The organism is Streptomyces sp. JNUCC 64, assembly GCF_054484115.1.
In genome coordinates, this window is record NZ_CM137015.1 from 6,465,358 (window position 1) to 6,484,716 (window position 19,359).

Sequence of the window (19,359 nt, forward strand, 5' to 3'; positions counted from 1 at the left end):
ACGTGCAAGCCTAGTGGTCGCCGGAGGGTGCCCGCCCCGGCCGGGCGCGCAGCGGGGTCGCTGCGGCCACCTCGGTCCTGACCCCGTCCCGCAACTCCAGGAACCGTCCGAGGGGATCGTCGGAGAACCGGTCCCAGGGGAACGAGGTGGCGTGCGGGCCGGTGCGCCGCAGCTGTTCCAGCGCCTCGTGCCAGCGTTCCAGCCGCACCAGCACGCAGACCAGCAGGTTGCGCACCTCGGCGGGCCAGGGGTCGCCGGGCGGGTAGCGGGCGGACAGGGCGACGCCCCGGTCCGCGGCGGCGTCGAGCCGGGCCCGGGGCACCGCGCCGGGGCCGCTGCGGGAGGCCAGATGGCCGAAGACGGCGCGTACCGGCAGCGCCTGCACCAGGGAGTCGGGCAGGGCGTCGTGGGCGGCGCGCTCCGCGAAGTCGAAGCACTGGACGTGTCCGGCCTCGCCCCCGGCGGCGGCCAGGAAGCGCAGGGCGGCGACGTGACAGCCGTAGTGGTGGGGGGAGCGGCGCACCGCCTCGGCCCACAGCTCCTCGAACGGGGGGTGCGGGGCGGCCAGGCCCCGGGCGTGGTCGAGGGCGACCCGCCAGGGCACCGGGTCGCGGGGGTCGCCCTCGGCGGCGGCGGTGACGAGCGGGGTGGCCGTCTGGAGCAGGTCGGCGCGGGCGGGGCCGGGACCCTCCCAGGCCACGGCGACCGCCCGCTCGGCTGTGAGCAGCAGCACGTCCGGGTCGTCGGGGGCGGTGCTCCGCCACCGGTCGAGCCATTCGGGCCGGGCGCCCGCGAACGCGGCGAGCCGCATCGCGTAGCGGTCGCGGTCCTCCCACTCGGCGCCCTCCCGGGTGGCGGCGAGCAGCTCGGCCGCGGGGCGGTGCTCGCCCTGTCCGGCGGCCACCAGCGCGGGGCCCAGCCGGTCGTCCGGAGCGTCGAGCAGGACCTCGTCGTCGGCGGGGAGTCCCGCGGCGAGCGAGGCGGTGTGTCGGGCCATCCGGGCGGTGCGGATGAGGGCACGCAGCAGAGCCATGGTCCGAACCATTGAAAACCGCAGGTGGGACCGGCACCAGGGGATCACGGTGACGGTTCGGTAACCGCGCGCGGGTTGCTTCCCGCATGGTCAAGTCCCGGTAAAGGCGATGGGGTGCGGCACGGCAAGGGCCTTGGGGGCGGGGCGATCTGACGGACGGTCGGCCCGGGCGGACGTCGCCACGGCCGCCGGACGGCATGAGTGGGGCGCTGGTGCGGGAAGGCGGCGTGAGGGCGTGAGAGGCGGGAAGGCGGGCGCGGGCGGACGTCAGCCGCGCCGCAGCAGCCGGGTCGCCCCCGCCGCCACCGCCGTCGCCAGCGTCCAGCCCGCGATCACCATCGCCGTGGCGAACCACTGCCAGAGCCCGGTGAGCCGCCAGTGGCCGTCCTGTCCCAGGTCCATCACCGGGATCAGCAGGTCCAGGGCGAACAGCGCGGCGTTCCACTCCGGATGGTCGTCCGGCTTCATCGGGGGCGGCGCGGCCCGGGAGAACGCGACCCCGCAGGCGCCCCACAGCACCGTCATCCACAGCGCCGCGCGGCCCGGCCGGTACCCGTAGGCGACCGTCCAGTCCTGGAGGTAGCCCCATGTCTTGCCCGCCAGCGGCAGCGTCTCCCGGCGCCGCCGCTGCTTGGCGAGCAGCACCTCCCGGGCCTCCGCGTCCTCCCCGCTGTCGCGCAGCACCGCGGCGAGCCGTTCGTAGGGTTCCGGGTGGTACTCGGGGGTGGCCGCCGCGACCCACTCCAGCCGCCTGGCCAGCGGGAAGGCGCCGACCGGCACCAGGTGCTCGTACCAGAAGCCGCCCATCTGGAGGCGGCCCGCGCCGGGCCAGCTCGTCCACCGGTCGACCAGGTTCACCACCCGGGCGCCCGACAGCACCGCCCGGCCCCGCTCGGGGTGCTCGCCGAGGAAGCGCAGCTCCGGGGTCTGCACCCGGCGCAGCGACAGCTCCTGGTCGTCGGTGAGGGCGAACCGGGCCCCGGCCAGGTCCACCGCGTCCCCGAACCGCCCGTCGTCCAGCCGCACCCCGCCCCGGCACTCGAAGCACCGCACCCGGGTGCCGTGCGCCGGGGTGGTGCCCCGGGTCAGCGGGTCGCCGACGCTCGCGGGCGTCAGGTACAGGGTGCGTTCCACGGTCAGCTGCGGGGCGTTGAGCGCGCGGTCCCCGTACGGGTTGGCGAGGTGGCTGCCGCGCAGGCTCAGCGACACCCCGACCTTGGCGCCGCGCAGGCTGACCTCGCCGTACGCCTCCAGCAGCTCCGCCTGGAGGTCCTGGCCCACGCTCATCCCGTCCGCCACGATCGCCCGGCCGCGCCGGTCCCCGAACACCACGGCCTGGCTGAGCAGCAGGTCCGTGCCGATCTGGGCGTCGGTCATCCGGATGCCGTGCTGGAAGCGGCAGCGCGGCAGATGCAGATCGCCCTCGGTGCGCAGCCGGGCCGCCTCCAGCCGGGGCACGGCGCAGTCCACCATCCGCAGCGTGGTGAACCCGGCCTCGGGCAGCAGCACTTCCCGCTCGAACCGGCACCGGTCCAGCTCCACGTACGGGGTGACGGCGCCGCCCGCCAGGTCCAGGGTGCCGCTGAGGAGCACCCCGGTCAGCTTCAGCGAGGCCACCCGGCCGGGCCGCGCGGGCGGCCCGTCCAGCAGCAGCCAGCACACCACCCGGGCGCGCACCGTCCGCTCCGGGCCCCAGGGCCGTCCGCCGTGCGGATCGTCCACGAAGGGGTCGCCCGCCCGCAGGTCGTAGCGGCTGCCGTTGCGGAACGCCTGCCACATCCCGACCTCGGCGGCGGTGAGCCCGTCCGGCGGATCCCCGGTCCGGGTCACGGTGTCGTCCTCGTGGTCTTCGTGACCCCCATGGCCCCCATGGCCCCCATGGCCTCCGTGGTCCGCGCGCTCGGTGCGATCCCCGTGATCCGTGTCCGTATCCGTGTCACTGCCGCCCACCACGTCTCCTCCTTGGGCCGTCCGGTGCCGCCGGTGCCTTCGGTGCCGCGCGCGCCGGCCCGTGGGCCGGCGAGGGGTCACCCGGGGTGACGGTTCCGGGCTCCGGCGACCGGTCCCGGCGCCGTGGCCGGCCCGCCGGTCCCCGTGATCGCGCGCCGCTCGGGGCGCCCGGGCCGTTCCGTTCCGGGTGGGTGATCCCCTCGATCCCGCGCGGCCCACCCGCCCCGGTGGCTCGTACAGTCGTTCATACCCGTTGTGTGACGATGTGAACACGGACGGTGAGGTGGATTGGGAGTGTGCGCACCGCGCGTCGCGCACCGGACGCCCCGGCGCGCCGGGCGTTCCCCGGGCGCGCCGCACCGGCCCGCCGGGCGCCGTATCAGTCATTGATACGCCAGCCCGGTGCGCCTGGGGCGTCTGCGAGAATTGAGCCCGTGATCTCCCGAATCGATCTGCGCGGCGACGCCCTCCCCGAGGGTGGCGCCCTGCGCGACCTGCTGCCCCGTGCCGACTTCGACGTCGAGGCCGCCCTGGAGAAGGTGCGCCCCCTCTGCGAGGACGTGCATCATCGGGGCGACGCGGCGCTGATCGACCTGGCGAAGCGGTTCGACGGGGTCACCCTCGACCGGGTCCGGGTGCCCGCCGAGGCGCTCACCGAGGCCCTCGACGCCCTCGACCCCGCCGTGCGGGCGGGTCTGGAGGAGTCGATCCGCCGCGCCCGGCTGGTCCACCGCGCCCAGCGCCGCACCACCCACACCACCCAGGTCGTGCCCGGCGGCACCGTCACCGAGAAGTGGGTGCCCGTCGACCGCGTCGGGCTCTACGCCCCCGGCGGCCGCTCCGTGTACCCGTCCTCCGTGGTCATGAACGTCGTCCCGGCGCAGGAGGCGGGCGTGCCCTCGCTGGCGCTGGCCTCCCCGCCGCAGCGCGAGCACGGCGGACTGCCGCACCCCACCATCCTCGCCGCCTGCGCCCTGCTCGGCGTGGACGAGGTGTACGCGGTCGGCGGCGCCCAGGCCGTCGCCATGTTCGCCTACGGCACCGAGTCCTGCCCGCCCGCCGCCATGGTCACCGGCCCCGGCAACATCTGGGTCGCCGCCGCCAAGCGCTACTTCACCGGCCGGATCGGCATCGACGCCGAGGCCGGACCCACCGAGATCGCCGTCCTCGCCGACGCCACCGCCGACCCGGTCCACATCGCCGCCGACCTGATCAGCCAGGCCGAGCACGACCCGCTGGCCGCCGCGGTCCTGGTCACCGACTCCCCGGAGCTGGCGGACGCCGTCGCCCGGGAACTGGAGCCCCAGGTCGCGGCCACCAAGCACGTCGAGGACCGGATCCTGCCCGCCCTCTCCGGACGGCAGTCCGCGATCGTCCTGGTGGACGGCGTCGAGGAGGGCCTGCGGGTCGTCGACGCCTACGGCGCCGAGCACCTGGAGATCCAGACCGCCGACGCCGCCGCCGTCGCGGACCGGGTCAGGAACGCGGGCGCGGTCTTCGTCGGCCCCTGGGCCCCCGTCTCCCTCGGCGACTACTGCGCGGGCTCCAACCACGTGCTGCCCACCGGCGGCTGCGCCTGCCACTCCTCCGGGCTCTCCGTGCAGTCGTTCCTGCGCGGCATCCACATCGTGGACTACACCCGCGAGGCGCTCGCCGACGTCGCCCACCACGTGGTGACCCTCGCGGAGGCGGAGGACCTCCCCGCGCACGGCGCGGCGGTCAAGGCCCGGTTCGGATGGAAGGTTCCCCAGAGCAAGTGACCCGCATCGACGACCTGCCCATCCGGGACGAACTGCGCGGCAAGTCCCCCTACGGGGCGCCCCAGCTCGACGTCCCGGTCCGGCTGAACACCAACGAGAACCCGTACCCGCTGCCCGACGCCCTGGTCGAGCGGATCGCCGAGCGCGTCCGCGAGGCCGCCCGGCACCTCAACCGCTACCCCGACCGGGACGCCGTCGAGCTGCGCACCGAGCTGGCCCGCTACCTCACCCGCACCGGCGGCCACCCGGTCACCCGGGAGCAGGTCTGGGCGGCCAACGGCTCCAACGAGGTCATCCAGCAGCTCCTGCAGACCTTCGGCGGCCCCGGCCGCACCGCGATCGGCTTCGAGCCCTCCTACTCGATGCACCCGCTGATCTCCCGGGGCACCGGGACCACCTGGGTCGACGGCCCCCGCCGGGCCGACTTCACCATCGACACCGAGGCCGCCGTCCGGGCCGTCACCGAGCACCGCCCGCACGTGGTGTTCATCACCAGCCCCAACAACCCCACCGGCAACGCCGTCCCCGCCGAGACCGTCCTCGCCCTCTACGAGGCCGCCCAGGCCGCCCGGCCGTCCCTGGTGATCGTGGACGAGGCGTACATCGAGTTCAGCCACGGCGACTCGCTGCTGCCGCTGCTCGACGGCCGTCCGAACCTGGTGCTCTCCCGGACCATGTCCAAGGCGTTCGGCGCCGCCGGGCTGCGCCTCGGCTACCTCGCCGCCGACCCGGCCGTGGTCGACGCCGTCCAGCTGGTCCGGCTGCCCTACCACCTGTCGGCCGTCACCCAGGCCACCGCGCTCGCCGCCCTGGAGCACACCGACACCCTGCTCGGCTACGTCGACCAGCTGAAGTCCGAACGCGACCGGCTGGTCACCGAACTGCGTGCCCTCGACTACGAGGTCACCGTCTCCGACGCCAACTTCGTCCAGTTCGGCCGCTTCGACGGGCCGGGCGCCACCCACGACGTGTGGCGGCGCATCCTGGACCGGGGCGTCCTCGTCCGTGACAACGGCGTCCCGGGCCACCTGCGGGTCTCCGTGGGCACCCCCGAAGAGAACGACGCGTTCCTCGACGCGGTCCGTGACGTCAAGAAGGAGCTCAGCGCATGACCCACCAGGCACGCACCGGCAGGGTGGAACGCACCACCAAGGAGACCTCCGTCCTCGTCGAGATCGACCTGGACGGCACCGGGAAGACCGACGTGTCCACCGGGGTCGGCTTCTACGACCACATGCTCGACCAGCTCGGCCGCCACGGACTGTTCGACCTCACCGTCCGCACCGAGGGCGACCTCCACATCGACACCCACCACACCATCGAGGACACCGCCCTCGCCCTGGGCGCCGCCTTCAAGCAGGCCCTCGGCGACAAGGTCGGCATCTACCGCTTCGGCAACTGCACGGTCCCCCTGGACGAGTCCCTCGCCCAGGTCACCGTCGACCTCTCCGGCCGCCCCTACCTGGTGCACACCGAGCCCGGGAACATCGCGCCGATGATCGGCAGCTACGACACCACCATGACGCGGCACATCCTGGAGTCGTTCGTCGCCCAGGCGCAGATCGCGCTGCACGTCCACGTGCCCTACGGACGCAACGCCCACCACATCGTGGAGTGCCAGTTCAAGGCCCTCGCCCGCGCCCTGCGCTACGCGAGCGAGCGGGACCCGCGCGCGGAGGGCATCCTCCCGTCCACGAAGGGCGCCCTGTAAGCCATGAACGGTCTGTCCACGATCCTCATCTTCGTCGGGCTCTTCCTGGTCGGCGGGATCATCTCGTTCGCCAAGCAGGGCCTGTCCAAGAACCTGCTCACGCTGCTCTCCATCGGCGCCGCCATGTGTCTGCTGGCGGGCGTCCTGCGGCTCGACTACTGGAACTGAGGGCCCACGTGAGTTCCCCCGGCAAGAAGGTCGTCGTCTTCGACTACGGCTTCGGCAACGTCCGCTCCGCCGAACGGGCCCTCGCCCGGGTCGGCGCCGACGTCGAGATCACCCGCGACTACGACCGCGCCATGAACGCGGACGGCCTGCTCGTCCCCGGCGTCGGCGCCTTCGCCGCCTGCATGGACGGCCTCACCCGGGCCCGCGGCCACTGGATCGTCGACCGCAGGCTCTCCGGCGGCCGTCCCGTCCTCGGCATCTGCGTGGGGATGCAGATCCTGTTCGCCGAGGGCATCGAGCACGGCGAGCGCACCGACGGCCTCGACCAGTGGCCCGGCACCGTCGCCCCCCTCCAGGCCGACGTCGTCCCCCACATGGGCTGGAACACCGTCGACGCGGCCCCCGGCTCCCGGCTCTTCGCGGGCCTCGACGACGACGCCCGCTACTACTTCGTGCACTCCTACGCCGTCCACGACTGGACCCTGGAGATCACCAACCCGGCGATGACGGCCCCGGCCGTCAGCTGGTCCACCCACGGGAAGCCCTTCGTGGCCGCCGTCGAGAACGGCGCGCTCTGGGCCACCCAGTTCCACCCCGAGAAGTCCGGCGACGCCGGAGCCCAGCTCCTCACCAACTGGATCGGAACCCTGTGAGCACGCTTGAACTCCTCCCCGCCGTCGACGTCCGCGACGGCCAGGCCGTCCGGCTGGTGCACGGCGAGTCCGGCACGGAGACCTCCTACGGCTCCCCGCTGGAGGCGGCCCTCACCTGGCAGCGGGCGGGCGCCGAGTGGCTGCACCTGGTCGACCTCGACGCCGCCTTCGGCACCGGCGACAACCGGGAACTGATCGCCGAGGTCGCCCGGGCCATGGACATCAAGGTCGAGCTGTCCGGCGGCATCCGCGACGACGCCTCCCTGGCCGCCGCCCTCGCCACCGGCTGCACCCGCGTCAACCTGGGCACCGCCGCCCTGGAGACCCCCGAATGGGTCGCCAAGGTCATCGCCGAGCACGGCGACAAGATCGCCGTCGGCCTCGACGTCCGCGGCACCACCCTGCGCGGCCGGGGCTGGACCCGCGACGGCGGCGACCTCTACGAGACCCTCGCCCGCCTCGACACCGAGGGCTGCGCCCGCTACGTCGTCACCGACATCGCCAAGGACGGCACCCTCCAGGGCCCCAACCTGGAACTGCTGCGCAACGTCTGCGCCGCCACCGACCGCCCGGTCGTCGCCTCCGGCGGCGTCTCCTCCCTGGACGACCTGCGGGCCATCGCCGCCCTGGTCCCCGAGGGCGTCGAGGGCTCCATCGTCGGCAAGGCCCTCTACGCCAAGGCGTTCACCCTGGAGGAGGCCCTGGAAGCGGTGGCGTCCGCATGACCGGCGTGCGCAAGGTGGTGACCGGCGCCCCCTGGGAGGAGCGGTTCGGCTACTCCCGCGCGGTGGAGCTGCCGACCGGCCTGGTGCTGGTCTCCGGCTGCACCTCCGTGGTGGACGGCGCGATCGCCGACGGCGGCCCCCACGAGCAGGCCCTGAACTCCTTCCGGGTCGCCTTCGCCGGGCTGGCGCAGCTCGGCCTGGGCCCCGAGCACGTGGTGCGCACCCGGATGTACCTCACCCACGCCCGGGACGCGGAGGAGGTCGGCCGCGCCCACAAGGAGCTGTTCGACGCGGTCCGCCCCGCCGCCACCATGGTCGTCGTCTCCGGACTGGTCGACCCCCGGCTCGTGGTCGAGGTCGAGGTCGAGGCGTACCGGGGGGAGACGGCATGACCCTCGCGGTACGCGTGATCCCCTGCCTGGACGTGGACGGCGGCCGGGTCGTCAAGGGCGTCAACTTCCAGAACCTGAGGGACGCGGGCGACCCCGTCGAAATGGCCAAGGTGTACGACGCCGAGGGCGCCGACGAACTCACCTTCCTCGACATCACCGCCTCCTCCGGCAACCGGGAGACCACCTACGACGTGGTGCGCCGCACCGCCGAACAGGTGTTCATCCCGCTCACCGTCGGCGGCGGGGTGCGCACCGCCGAGGACGTCGACAAGCTGCTGCGGGCCGGGGCCGACAAGGTCGGCGTCAACACCGCCGCCATCGCCCGCCCGGACCTCATCCGGGAGATCGCCGAGCGCTTCGGCCGCCAGGTCCTGGTGCTCTCCGTGGACGCCCGCCGCACCCCGGAGGGCACCTTCGAGGTCACCACCCACGGCGGTCGCAGGGGCACCGGCCTCGACGCCGTCGAATGGGCCCACCGCGCCGCCGACCTGGGCGCCGGGGAGATCCTGCTCAACTCCATGGACGCCGACGGCACCAAGGACGGCTACGACCTGGAGATGATCGCCGCGGTCCGCCGCCACGTCACGGTCCCGGTCATCGCCTCCGGCGGCGCCGGACGCCTCGCGGACTTCCCGCCCGCGATCGGGGCGGGCGCCGACGCGGTCCTGGCCGCCTCCGTGTTCCACTTCGGCGACCTGCGGATCGGCGAGGTCAAGCAGGCCCTGCGGGACGCCGGACACCCGGTCCGCTGAGCACTGGGGGGTGTCTGTCGGACACCCCCCAGGCCCGGTGGGCGGGACTCAGATCCCCAGCTGCCGGGCCCCGTGCAGCCGCTCCACGGCCTCCGGGTCGCCCTCCAGCACCACCGTGGCGGCGTCCTGGCGGCCGAACGCGAACATCAGCAGCTCGCCCGGCTCGCCCGTGACCGTCACCACCGGCGCGCCCCGGTGGGACACCACCGTCTGACCGTCCGGGCGCCGCAGCACCACCCCCACCGGGAACTTCCGCCCCAGCAGCCGGGCCGTCCGCTCCAGCCGCCGCCACAGCGCGTCCCCGAGCACTGGATCCACCGGCCGGGGCGTCCACCCCGGCCGGGCCCGGCGCACGTCCTCGGTGTGGACGTAGAACTCCACCACGTTCGCCGCCTCGTCCACCTGCTTCAACGCGAACGGCGAGTACGTCGGCGGACCCGACCGGATCAGCTGGAGCAGCTCCTCGTACGGCTTCGCCGCGAACTCCTCGCGCGCCCGCTCCAGCCGCTCCGCCAGCGGCTTGAAGACCAGGCCCAGCGCGTCCGCCCGGCGCTCGCGCACCACCACGTGCGCCGCCAGGTCCCGGGTCAGCCACCCCTCGCAGAGCGTCGGCGCGTCCGGCCCCGCCGACTCCAACAGATCGGCCAGGAGCAGTCGTTCACGAGCGGCATGGGTCGACATGCGGCCAGGGTACGGCGACCGCCCCGGCCCCGCCACGGGACGGCCGCCGCGCTGCTGACGCCCCCGACGGCCCGCGCCCGCGCCCACCGGCCCCGTGAGCGGGGACGGCGACCGCACCACCGGGCCCGCCCCCGGGAACGGCCCCCGCCGTCCCTCCCGGGCCCGGGAGGGGGCAGCCGCGCCCGCCCCCTCCGCGGAGGACGGCCGCCGCCCACCCGCCGCCCCGGAGCGGAAACGGTCCGCGTCCCCCTCCGCCCCCGCGCGCCCCCCGAACGCGTCCAGCGACCGGACGGGCGCCCCACCCGGTCACCCGGGTGCCGCACAATGGGCACATGACCAGCACGCCCCGTGAGCCCGGCGGCCTCGCCCCCGAGATCGCCGCCCGCCTCAAGCGCACCCCGGACGGCCTCGTGCCCGCCATCGCCCAGCAGTACGACACCGGCGAGGTGCTGATGCTCGGCTGGATGGACGACGAGGCGCTGCACCGCACGCTCACCACCGGCCGCTGCACCTACTGGTCCCGCAGCCGCCGCGAGTACTGGGTCAAGGGCGACACCTCCGGGCACGTCCAGCACGTCAAGTCCGTCGCCCTCGACTGCGACGCGGACACCCTGCTCGTCAAGGTCGACCAGGTGGGCGCCGCCTGTCACACCGGAGACCGCACCTGCTTCGACGCGGGCGACCTCCCGCTGGGCCAGTAGGGTCACCCGGCATGGACCTGGAGACCTTCCGCAAGCTCGCCGCCGACCGCCGCGTCGTCCCCGTCAGCCGCACCCTCCTCGCGGACGGCGACACCCCCGTCGGCCTCTACCGCAAGCTCGCCGCCGAGCGGCCGGGCACCTTCCTCCTGGAGTCCGCCGAGAACGGCCGCTCCTGGTCCCGCTACTCCTTCGTGGGGGTCCGCAGCGCGGCCACCCTCACCGAGCGCGACGGCCAGGCCCACTGGCTGGGCACCCCGCCCGTCGGCGTCCCCACCGACGGCGACCCGCTCGCCGCGCTCCGCGCCACCGTCGAGACGCTGCACACCCCCCGGGACCTCACCGCCGGGATGCCGCCCTTCACCGGCGGCATGGTCGGCTACCTCGGCTACGACGTGGTCCGGCGGCTGGAGCGGATCGGCCCCGGCGAGCGGGACGACCTCCGCCTCCCCGAGCTGACCATGCTGCTCACCTCCGACCTCGCCGTCCTCGACCACTGGAACGGCACCGTCCGGCTGATCGCCAACGCCATCAACCACAACGACCTCGACACCGGGGTCGACGAGGCGTGGGCCGACGCCACCGCCCGGCTGGACGCGATGGAGGCCGACCTCTCCCGGCCCGTCGCCCAGCCCCCGGCCCTGCTGCCGCCCTCCGAGCTGCCCGAGTTCACCGCCCTGTGGGGCGGCACCGACTACCAGGCCGCCGTGGAGGACGTGAAGGAGCGCATCCGCGCGGGCGAGGCGTTCCAGGTGGTGCCCTCCCAGCGGTTCGAGACCCCCTGCGAGGCCAGCGCCCTCGACGTCTACCGGGTGCTGCGGGCCACCAACCCGTCCCCGTACATGTACCTCATCCGCTTCGAGGGCTTCGACGTCGTCGGCTCCTCGCCCGAGGCCCTCGTCAAGATCGAGGACGGGCACGCGCTGCTGCACCCCATCGCGGGCACCCGGCCGCGCGGCGCCACCCCGCAGGAGGACCAGGCCCTCGCCGACGAACTCCTCGCCGACCCCAAGGAACGCGCCGAGCACCTGATGCTGGTGGACCTCGGCCGCAACGACCTCGGCCGGGTCTGCGAGCCCGGCTCCGTCGAGGTCGTCGACTTCATGTCCGTCGAGCGCTACTCGCACGTCATGCACATCGTCTCCACGGTGACCGGCCGGGTCGCCCCCGGCCGCACCGCCTACGACGTGCTCACCGCCTGCTTCCCCGCCGGGACCCTCTCCGGGGCGCCCAAGCCGCGCGCCATGCAGATCATCGACGAGCTGGAGCCCTCCCGCCGGGGGCTCTACGGCGGCTGCGTCGGCTACCTCGACTTCGCCGGGGACTCCGACACCGCCATCGCCATCCGCACCGCGCTGCTGCGCGACGGCACCGCCTACGTCCAGGCCGGAGCCGGGGTCGTCGCCGACTCGGACCCGGTCATGGAGGACCAGGAGTGCCGCAACAAGGCCGCCGCCGTGCTCCGCGCCGTCCACACGGCCAACCGCCTGACCGCGCCCGCCGCGCCCCGGGACTGATCCGCCGCGTCCGTCCGGCCCGGACCCCCGGGTCGGACGGACGCGCCCGGCAGGGGATAGTGGGGGAGTGACTACCGCCGCCGTACCGCAGCCCCGAGGGGGCACCGAACGACCGTCCGCCCGGGCCGGGCTCCGCTCCCTGGCCGTCGCCCTCCTGCTGGGCGCCGCCGGGGCCGCCATCGCGCTGCTCGCCAGCCGCCAGGGCTGGATCGAGGGCACGGCCACCGTTCCCGGCGGTGACTTCCCGCTGACCGCCAAGGGCAGCGACGTGACCGGCGTCCCCGCCGCCCTCGCCGTCGTCGGCCTCGCCGCCCTGGTCGCCGTCTTCGCGGTGCGCCGGGCCGGACGGACCGCCGTCGCCGCGCTGCTCGCCCTCTGCGGCGCGGGCACCGTCGTCGCCGCCGTCCTGGGCGCGGACGACAGCGCCGCCCTGGACGACCGGGCCGCCGAGGTCTCCGGCGACACCGCCGCCACCGTCGACGCCCTCACCCACAGCGGCTGGCCGTACGTCGCCGCCACCGGAGGACTGCTGATCCTCCTCGCGGGCCTCCTCGCGCTGCGCTACGGACGGCTCTGGCCCGCCATGTCCGGCCGCTACGAGCGGGACGGCACCCCGCGCCGCCGCCGCGCCCCCGTCGTCGACCCCGACCGGCCCGAGGACCTGTGGAAGGCGCTCGACCGGGGCGAGGACCCCACCGGGACCCCCGGCACCCCGGACTGACGGACCGTCCGGCCGCCGTCCCGCCCGGACGGGACGTCACCCGGACGGCGGCGACCCACCGCGCACCCCGCGCGCACACGGTGGCCGCCGGTGCGGAACAATGACCACGAGCCCCGGCTCACCACACGGACACGGCCGCACACAGCCGCCTTTCAGCAACGAGGAGCAAGTCATGTCGGGCAGCAGCCACGGTCACACCCCGGCCGCCTGGACCAGCGTCATCATCGCCTTCGTGGGCTTCTGCGTCGCGGGCGCCTTCATGGTCATGGCGAACACCACCGGGTTCTGGATCGGCATGGTCATCCTCGCGATCTCCCCGATCGTCGGCGGCGCCATGAGCCTGGCCGGGATGGGGCAGAAGCGGCCCCGGGACATCCTGAGCCCCGAGAGCTGAGCCGTTCGCGGGGAGTGCCCGCGCGACGCGTCCGGGGGAGAGGCGGGCCGGGTGACCACACCGGGGCCCGCCTTCCGCACGTCCGGACCCATCCCGCGCGTTCTGGTGGGGAGGCCGCCGCGCCCCCCGGGCGCCGCCGCGCGCGGACCGGGCCCGGCGGGCAGAATGCACGGGTGACCGCCGAACCCGAGCAGGCCAGGGCCACCGCCCCGCACCGCCACGGCGCTCCACGGCGGCTCCTCGCCCCGCTGGGCGTCCTCGCCGCGGTGGCCGGGGCCTTCGCCTACGTGGGCACCGTCGACCCCAACGAACCCGGCCACTACCCGGGCTGCCCGCTGCTGGCGCTCACCGGTCTGTACTGCCCGGGCTGCGGCGGACTGCGCAGCGCCCACGCCGTCGTCCACGGGGACCTGGCCGCCGCCCTGGCCGCCAACGCCCCCGCCGTCGTCGGTTACGCGCTCTTCGCCGTCGGCTGGACCTGGTGGACGCTGAACGCGGCCCGGGGACGCCCGCTCTCCCTCGCGGTGCCGCCCGCCGCGCTCTGGGCGGCGGGCACCTTGCTGGCCCTGTTCAGCATTGTCCGGAATCTGCCGTTCGGTGGCTGGCTGAGACCTTGATCACCGAAGAACGTCCAGGTAGTGGGACCGCCGGACACCGGATGCGGACCCGCCGCCGTCCTGCGGATACCATCGCAGTGACCATCCGAACGGCCCGCCGGCCGTCCGGAACCACAGCCCGACACGTCCACCGTCAGGGAAGGGGACCGCTCGCGTGAGTGTGCTCGACGAGATCATCGACGGAGTCCGTGCCGACCTCGCGGAGAGGCAGGCCCGGGTCGGCCTCGACGAACTCAAGGAGCGTGCGGCGAAGGCCCCCGCCGCCCGGGACGGCGTCGCCGCGCTCCGTGGCGAGGGCGTCCAGGTGATCTGCGAGGTGAAGCGCTCCAGCCCCTCCAAGGGCGCGCTCGCCGCCATCGCCGACCCGGCCGGTCTCGCCTCCGACTACCAGGACGGCGGCGCCGCCGTCATCTCCGTCCTCACCGAGCAGCGCCGCTTCGGCGGCTCCCTCGCGGACCTGGAGGCGGTGCGCGCCCGGGTGGACATCCCGGTCCTGCGCAAGGACTTCATCGTCACCTCGTACCAGCTCTGGGAGGCCCGCGCCCACGGCGCCGACCTCGCCCTGCTGATCGTCGCCGCCCTCGACCAGCCCGCCCTGGTGTCGCTGATCGAGCGCGCCGAGTCCATCGGGCTCACCCCGCTGGTGGAGGTCCACGACGAGGACGAGGTCGACCGCGCCGTCGACGCGGGCGCCCGGATCATCGGCGTCAACGCCCGCAACCTCAAGACCCTGGAGGTCGACCGGGGCACCTTCGAGCGCGTCGCGCCGGAGATCCCCGACGGCATCGTCAAGATCGCCGAATCGGGCGTCCGCGGACCCCACGACCTCATCGCCTACGCCAACGCCGGGGCCGACGCCGTACTGGTCGGCGAGTCCCTGGTGACCGGCAAGGACCCCAAGACCGCGGTGGCCGACCTGGTGGCCGCGGGCGCCCACCCCGCGCTGCGCCACGGCCGGAGCTGACGACCGCCGTGCCCATCGCCTCCCGACTCGCCCGCGGCTGCAAGCCGCGCGGCTGCCGCGCGCCCGCGCGCCGGGTCCGGGGGCGCCGGGTGCGGTACGTCATCGGTGACGAGCCGGGCCAGGTCAACGGCATGCGATGGCGCGCCCCGGGCGGCACGGGAACCGGGGCGTCCACGGACGCGCCCGGCGTGTTGACCCGAGCGGTCTGACGCACGGTCACCGCTCGGGGCACCACGGGGTCCCGCTCGCCGTCCTCACCAGGTGTTGGTCATCGTTGGACCGAGATCCCGGGGCCGTGCGGCCCGTGAGGAAGACAGACATGCCCAGTGAGTTCTTCGTTCCCGACCCCGACGGCGCCGTGCCGAGCGCCGAGGGCTACTTCGGGGCGTACGGCGGGAAGTTCATTCCCGAGGCCCTGGTGGCGGCCGTCGACGAGGTCGCCGTCGAATACGACAAGGCCAAGGCGGACCCCGCCTTCGCCGCCGAGCTGGACGACCTCCTCGTCCACTACACCGGGCGTCCCAGCGCCCTGACCGAGGTGCCCCGGTTCGCGGAACACGCCGGGGGCGCCCGGGTGTTCCTCAAGCGCGAGGACCTCAACCACACCGGCTCGCACAAGATCAACAACGTGCTGGGCCAGGCCCTGCTCACCCGGCGGATGGGCAAGACCCGCGTGATCGCGGAGACCGGCGCCGGACAGCACGGCGTCGCCACCGCCACCGCCTGCGCGCTCTTCGGCCTGGAGTGCACCATCTACATGGGCGAGATCGACACCCAGCGCCAGGCGCTGAACGTCGCCCGGATGCGGATGCTGGGCGCCGAGGTCATCGCCGTGAAGTCCGGCTCCCGCACCCTCAAGGACGCCATCAACGAGGCGTTCCGCGACTGGGTCGCCAACGTGGACCGCACCCACTACCTGTTCGGCACGGTCGCGGGTCCCCACCCGTTCCCGGCCATGGTGCGCGACTTCCACCGGGTCATCGGGGTGGAGGCCCGCCGCCAGATCCTGGAGCGGGCCGGACGGCTCCCCGACGCGGCGGTGGCCTGCGTCGGCGGCGGCTCCAACGCCATCGGGCTGTTCCACGCCTTCGTCCCGGACGCCGGGGTGCGGCTGATCGGCTGCGAACCGGGCGGACACGGCGTCGAGACCGGGGAGCACGCGGCGACCCTCACCGAGGGCGAGCCGGGCATCCTGCACGGCTCCCGCTCCTACGTCCTCCAGGACGACGAGGGTCAGATCACCGAGCCGTACTCCATCTCGGCGGGTCTCGACTACCCGGGCATCGGCCCCGAGCACGCCTATCTGAAGGACAGCGGACGCGGCGAGTACCGCGCGGTCACCGACGCCGCCGCGATGGACGCCCTGCGGCTGCTCTCCCGCACCGAGGGCATCATCCCCGCCATCGAGAGCGCGCACGCGCTGGCGGGCGCCCTGGAGGTGGGCCGGGAGCTGGGCCCGGACGGGCTCGTCCTGGTGAACCTCTCCGGACGCGGCGACAAGGACATGGACACCGCCGCCCGCTACTTCGGGCTGTACGACACCGACGCCGCCGTCGAGGCGGACACCGACGGCGGGGCCGCCGAGATCCAGGGGGACGCGAAGTGACCGCCACGACCAGCACCGGCGGCGCCCCGGCGACCGCGCACCTCGGCGGCCAGGGACGGCTGCTGGGCGAGACCCTCGCCACGGCCCGTGCCGAGGACCGTGCCGCCCTCATCGCCTACCTCCCGGCCGGGTTCCCGACCGTGGACGGCGGCATCGACGCCGTCAAGGCCGTCTTCGAGGGCGGGGCCGACGTGGTGGAGGTCGGGCTGCCGCACAGCGACCCGGTCCTCGACGGCCCGGTCATCCAGACCGCCGACGACATCGCGCTGCGCGGCGGGGTGCGGATCGCGGACGTGATGCGCACCGTCCGGGAGGCGTTCCTCGCCACCGGCAAGCCGGTCCTGGTGATGACCTACTGGAACCCCATCGACCGCTACGGCGTCGAGCGCTTCACCGCCGAACTCGCCGAGGCGGGCGGCGCGGGCTGCATCCTGCCGGACCTGCCGGTCCAGGAGTCCGCCCTGTGGCGGGAGAACGCCGACAAGCACGGGCTGGTCACCGTGTTCGTCGTGGCGCCCAGCAGCAAGGACGCCCGGCTCGCCGAGATCACGGCGGCCGGTTCCGGGTTCGTCTACGCCGCCTCCCTGATGGGGGTCACCGGCACCCGGGAGTCGGTCGGCGAGCAGGCCCGGGACCTGGTGCGGCGCACCCGCGCCACCACCGGCCTGCCGGTGTGCGTGGGGCTCGGCGTCTCCGACGCCCGGCAGGCCGCCGAGGTGGCGGGCTTCGCCGACGGGGTGATCGTCGGCTCGGCGTTCGTCAAGCGGATGCTGGACGCCGACGGTCCCGCCGAGGGCGTCGCCGCCGTGCGCGAGCTCGCCGGGGAGCTGGCCGAGGGCGTCCGCCGCCGGGGCTGATCCCCTTCCGTCCGGGGCGCGCGGCCACCGCCCGCCCCGGACGTCCGGGACCTCCCCGCCCGGAGTCCCGGCCCGGTCCGTCACCCGAAGGGATGGTCCTCCGGCGTGGTGGGGACGGCGGGCCCGCTGTGTCGTTTGCCGGGTGTGAGTGACAAGAACCGTGAGGGAAAGCGCACCGCCCGTGAACGGCTGGCGGTCGAGCGCGAGCGTGAGAAGGCCCGCGAGCGGCGCCGCCGGACCCTGATCGTCAGCAGTGCCGTCGTCGGGGTCCTCGGCCTCGCCACCGTGATCGGGGTGATCGCCGCCAACTCGGGCGGCGGCGGAGGGGACACCTCGGGTCCCGTCGTCGTCCCCAAGGGAGCCACCGGCAAGGACGGGCTGGTCATCCCGGTCGGCGAGGAGAGCGCCAAGTCCACCCTCACGATCTGGGAGGACTTCCGCTGCCCCGTCTGCAAGATCTTCGAGGACACCTACCGGTCGACCGTCCACGAGCTGACCGACAGCGGCAAGCTCAAGGTCGAGTACCGCTTCGCGACCCTCATCGACGGCAACATGGGCGGCAGCGGCTCGCTGAACGCGGCGAACGCCGCCGCCTGCGCCCAGGAGGCCGGGAAGTTCCCCGAGTACCACGACGTCCTCTTCGAGAACCAGCCCGCCGAGACGGACGACGCCTTCGCCGACGACGCCAAGCTCGTCGACCTCGCGGGCAAGGTGGACGGCCTCACCACGGACGCCTTCCGGGGCTGCGTGGACGACGGGACGCACAACAGCTGGGTCGCCAAGTCCAACGAGGCGTTCCAGAAGGCCGGGCTGCGGGGCACCCCGACCGTCCTGCTCAACGGCAAGGACGTCTACGGGGACCAGTCCAACCCGCTGACCCCCGCCAAGCTGAAGCAGCTGGTCGAGGCCGCCGACCAGGCGTGATCCCACCGTCGGCGGGCCCCGGGGGGCCGGTGGAAGATGGCGCCCCGCCCCCCGGCGGCGGGGCCCGTTACCCAGACGTGTCCGGGGCCGGTTGCCTGATCGGCCGTCGCGCAGGGTAGCGTCGGACCCGCCATGGAACTTGCCTTCATCCCCAGCCCCTCGCGCGGTGTGGTGTATCTCGGGCCCATTCCGCTGCGCGGCTACGCGTTCTGCATCATCATCGGCGTCTTCGCGGCGGTCTGGCTCGGCAACCGCCGCTGGATCGCCCGGGGCGGCCGGGCCGGAACGGTCGCCGACATCGCCGTCTGGGCGGTGCCCTTCGGCCTCGTCGGAGGCCGCCTCTACCACGTGATCACGGACTACGAGCTGTACTTCGGTGCGGGTCGGGACTGGGTCAACGCCTTCAAGATCTGGGAGGGCGGCCTGGGGATCTGGGGCGCCATCGCCTTCGGCGCGCTCGGCGCCTGGATCGGCTGCCGCCGCCGGGGCATCCCGCTGCCCGCCTACGCGGACGCCGTCGCCCCCGGCATCGCGCTCGCCCAGGCCATCGGCCGCTGGGGCAACTGGTTCAACCAGGAGCTGTACGGGCGGCCCACCGATCTGCCGTGGGCCGTGGAGATCACCTCCTCCACCGACGGCCGGGTGCCCGGCACCTACCACCCGACCTTCCTGTACGAGTCGCTGTGGTGCCTGGGCGTCGCGGCGCTGGTGATCTGGGCGGACCGCCGCTTCCGGCTCGGCCACGGACGCGCCTTCGCGCTCTACGTCGCCACCTACTGCGCGGGCCGCTTCTGGATCGAGTACCTGCGGGTGGACGAGGCCCACCACATCTTCGGGCTGCGGCTCAACAACTGGACGGCGCTGTTCGTCTTCGTCCTCGCCGTCGTCTACTTCGTGGTCTCGCTGCGCAAGCGGCCGGGCCGTGAGGACGTGGTCGAGCCGGACGCCGACGGTGCCGACGACGGCGCTGAGGGGACCGACGACGACGCCCCGGCCGCGGACGGCGAGGACACCACCGCCGACGCCGCCGAGGGCACGGGGAAGAGCGGGAAGACCGCCTCCGTGGACGCCTCCCCGGGCACCGGGGGCACCGACAAGGGCTGACGCGCGGGACGTACGCGCGGAGACGAAGGGGACGGACCGGTGGTCCGTCCCCTTCGGCGTGCCCGGGGGCGGTCGTCGCGCCGGAGGGTCCCGCGGCGAGTCGCACAGCGAGCCCCGCAGCAGGTCCCACAG

22 protein-coding genes are annotated in these 19,359 nt (G+C 74.4%); 19 read left to right on the plus strand and 3 right to left on the minus strand.

All coding sequences use genetic code 11. The features are described from left to right. Positions 1-10: 10 nt before the first annotated feature. Positions 11-1,033 carry a hypothetical protein gene (locus tag ACVWNX_RS26625; protein WP_454410599.1) on the minus strand — a complete coding sequence of 341 codons (1,023 nt, stop codon included), beginning with the start codon at positions 1,031-1,033 and terminating at the stop codon, positions 11-13. 267 nt (positions 1,034-1,300) lie between these two features. Then, entirely contained in the window at positions 1,301-2,812 is a 1,512-nt protein-coding gene (locus ACVWNX_RS26630; RefSeq protein ID WP_454414948.1) for an oxidoreductase, read from the minus strand. Positions 2,813-3,417: 605 nt separating this feature from the next. Between ACVWNX_RS26630 and hisD the strand changes: the two genes are divergently transcribed. The 8 genes from hisD to hisF are packed head-to-tail and all read left to right on the plus strand — an operon-like array spanning position 3,418 to position 9,144. Continuing rightward, positions 3,418-4,743 carry a histidinol dehydrogenase gene (gene hisD, locus ACVWNX_RS26635; protein ID WP_454410601.1) on the plus strand — a complete coding sequence of 442 codons (1,326 nt, stop codon included), beginning with the start codon at positions 3,418-3,420 and terminating at the stop codon, positions 4,741-4,743. After that, positions 4,719-5,855: a histidinol-phosphate transaminase gene (locus tag ACVWNX_RS26640; RefSeq protein WP_454410602.1), complete on the plus strand. Its 1,137-nt coding sequence runs from the start codon at positions 4,719-4,721 to the stop codon at positions 5,853-5,855. The genes hisD and ACVWNX_RS26640 overlap by 25 nt, the downstream gene beginning before the upstream one ends. Continuing rightward, entirely contained in the window at positions 5,852-6,454 is a 603-nt protein-coding gene (gene hisB / locus ACVWNX_RS26645; protein WP_454410604.1) for an imidazoleglycerol-phosphate dehydratase HisB, read from the plus strand. The genes ACVWNX_RS26640 and hisB overlap by 4 nt, the downstream gene beginning before the upstream one ends. Positions 6,455-6,457: 3 nt before the next feature. Next, positions 6,458-6,622, plus strand: coding sequence for a hypothetical protein (locus ACVWNX_RS26650; protein ID WP_454410605.1), 165 nt, complete (start codon positions 6,458-6,460; stop codon positions 6,620-6,622). An 8-nt stretch (positions 6,623-6,630) separates the two neighbouring features. Continuing rightward, positions 6,631-7,275 (plus strand): imidazole glycerol phosphate synthase subunit HisH, encoded by a 645-nt coding sequence (gene hisH, locus ACVWNX_RS26655; protein ID WP_454410607.1) that lies wholly within the window; start codon positions 6,631-6,633, stop codon positions 7,273-7,275. Further along, positions 7,272-8,000 carry a bifunctional 1-(5-phosphoribosyl)-5-((5-phosphoribosylamino)methylideneamino)imidazole-4-carboxamide isomerase/phosphoribosylanthranilate isomerase PriA gene (gene priA / locus ACVWNX_RS26660; RefSeq protein ID WP_454410608.1) on the plus strand — a complete coding sequence of 243 codons (729 nt, stop codon included), beginning with the start codon at positions 7,272-7,274 and terminating at the stop codon, positions 7,998-8,000. The genes hisH and priA overlap by 4 nt, the downstream gene beginning before the upstream one ends. After that, positions 7,997-8,392 (plus strand): RidA family protein, encoded by a 396-nt coding sequence (locus ACVWNX_RS26665; RefSeq protein ID WP_454410609.1) that lies wholly within the window; start codon positions 7,997-7,999, stop codon positions 8,390-8,392. Before priA ends, ACVWNX_RS26665 begins: the two co-directional genes overlap by 4 nt. After that, positions 8,389-9,144 carry an imidazole glycerol phosphate synthase subunit HisF gene (gene hisF / locus ACVWNX_RS26670; RefSeq protein ID WP_454410610.1) on the plus strand — a complete coding sequence of 252 codons (756 nt, stop codon included), beginning with the start codon at positions 8,389-8,391 and terminating at the stop codon, positions 9,142-9,144. The genes ACVWNX_RS26665 and hisF overlap by 4 nt, the downstream gene beginning before the upstream one ends. A 48-nt stretch (positions 9,145-9,192) precedes the next feature. Here the strand turns inward: hisF and ACVWNX_RS26675 are convergent, their stop codons facing one another. Beyond that, the gene (locus ACVWNX_RS26675; RefSeq protein WP_454410611.1) at positions 9,193-9,825 is read right to left on the minus strand and encodes a TIGR03085 family metal-binding protein; all 633 of its coding nucleotides are present in this window, start codon (positions 9,823-9,825) and stop codon (positions 9,193-9,195) included. 332 nt (positions 9,826-10,157) lie between these two features. Here ACVWNX_RS26675 and hisI point away from each other — a divergent pair, with 332 nt between their 5' ends. The 11 genes from hisI (at position 10,158) to lgt (ending at position 19,227) form a co-directional block, all read left to right on the plus strand. Continuing rightward, complete coding sequence (gene hisI, locus ACVWNX_RS26680) at positions 10,158-10,526, plus strand: phosphoribosyl-AMP cyclohydrolase (RefSeq protein ID WP_454410613.1); 369 nt, start codon at positions 10,158-10,160, stop codon at positions 10,524-10,526. Between the two features lie 11 nt (positions 10,527-10,537). Next, complete coding sequence (locus ACVWNX_RS26685) at positions 10,538-12,040, plus strand: anthranilate synthase component I (RefSeq protein ID WP_454410614.1); 1,503 nt, start codon at positions 10,538-10,540, stop codon at positions 12,038-12,040. Positions 12,041-12,107: 67 nt separating this feature from the next. After that, positions 12,108-12,761: a TIGR02234 family membrane protein gene (locus ACVWNX_RS26690; RefSeq protein ID WP_454410616.1), complete on the plus strand. Its 654-nt coding sequence runs from the start codon at positions 12,108-12,110 to the stop codon at positions 12,759-12,761. A gap of 172 nt (positions 12,762-12,933) precedes the next feature. Beyond that, the gene (locus tag ACVWNX_RS26695) at positions 12,934-13,155 is read left to right on the plus strand and encodes an HGxxPAAW family protein (RefSeq protein ID WP_454410617.1); all 222 of its coding nucleotides are present in this window, start codon (positions 12,934-12,936) and stop codon (positions 13,153-13,155) included. Positions 13,156-13,328: 173 nt separating this feature from the next. Then, positions 13,329-13,772, plus strand: coding sequence for a DUF2752 domain-containing protein (locus ACVWNX_RS26700; protein WP_454410619.1), 444 nt, complete (start codon positions 13,329-13,331; stop codon positions 13,770-13,772). 154 nt (positions 13,773-13,926) lie between these two features. Next, complete coding sequence (gene trpC, locus ACVWNX_RS26705) at positions 13,927-14,736, plus strand: indole-3-glycerol phosphate synthase TrpC (protein ID WP_454410621.1); 810 nt, start codon at positions 13,927-13,929, stop codon at positions 14,734-14,736. 8 nt (positions 14,737-14,744) lie between these two features. Beyond that, positions 14,745-14,945, plus strand: coding sequence for a tryptophan biosynthesis modulator TrpM (gene trpM, locus ACVWNX_RS26710; protein WP_454410623.1), 201 nt, complete (start codon positions 14,745-14,747; stop codon positions 14,943-14,945). A gap of 110 nt (positions 14,946-15,055) precedes the next feature. Further along, positions 15,056-16,342 carry a tryptophan synthase subunit beta gene (gene trpB / locus ACVWNX_RS26715; RefSeq protein WP_454410624.1) on the plus strand — a complete coding sequence of 429 codons (1,287 nt, stop codon included), beginning with the start codon at positions 15,056-15,058 and terminating at the stop codon, positions 16,340-16,342. Between the two features lie 59 nt (positions 16,343-16,401). Then, positions 16,402-17,199 carry a tryptophan synthase subunit alpha gene (gene trpA / locus ACVWNX_RS26720; RefSeq protein ID WP_454414949.1) on the plus strand — a complete coding sequence of 266 codons (798 nt, stop codon included), beginning with the start codon at positions 16,402-16,404 and terminating at the stop codon, positions 17,197-17,199. Positions 17,200-17,343: 144 nt separating this feature from the next. Then, complete coding sequence (locus ACVWNX_RS26725) at positions 17,344-18,123, plus strand: DsbA family protein (protein WP_454410625.1); 780 nt, start codon at positions 17,344-17,346, stop codon at positions 18,121-18,123. A 132-nt stretch (positions 18,124-18,255) separates the two neighbouring features. Continuing rightward, on the plus strand, positions 18,256-19,227 hold the full coding sequence (gene lgt / locus ACVWNX_RS26730; RefSeq protein ID WP_454410627.1) for a prolipoprotein diacylglyceryl transferase: 972 nt from the start codon (positions 18,256-18,258) through the stop codon (positions 19,225-19,227). Positions 19,228-19,359: the final 132 nt, after the last annotated feature.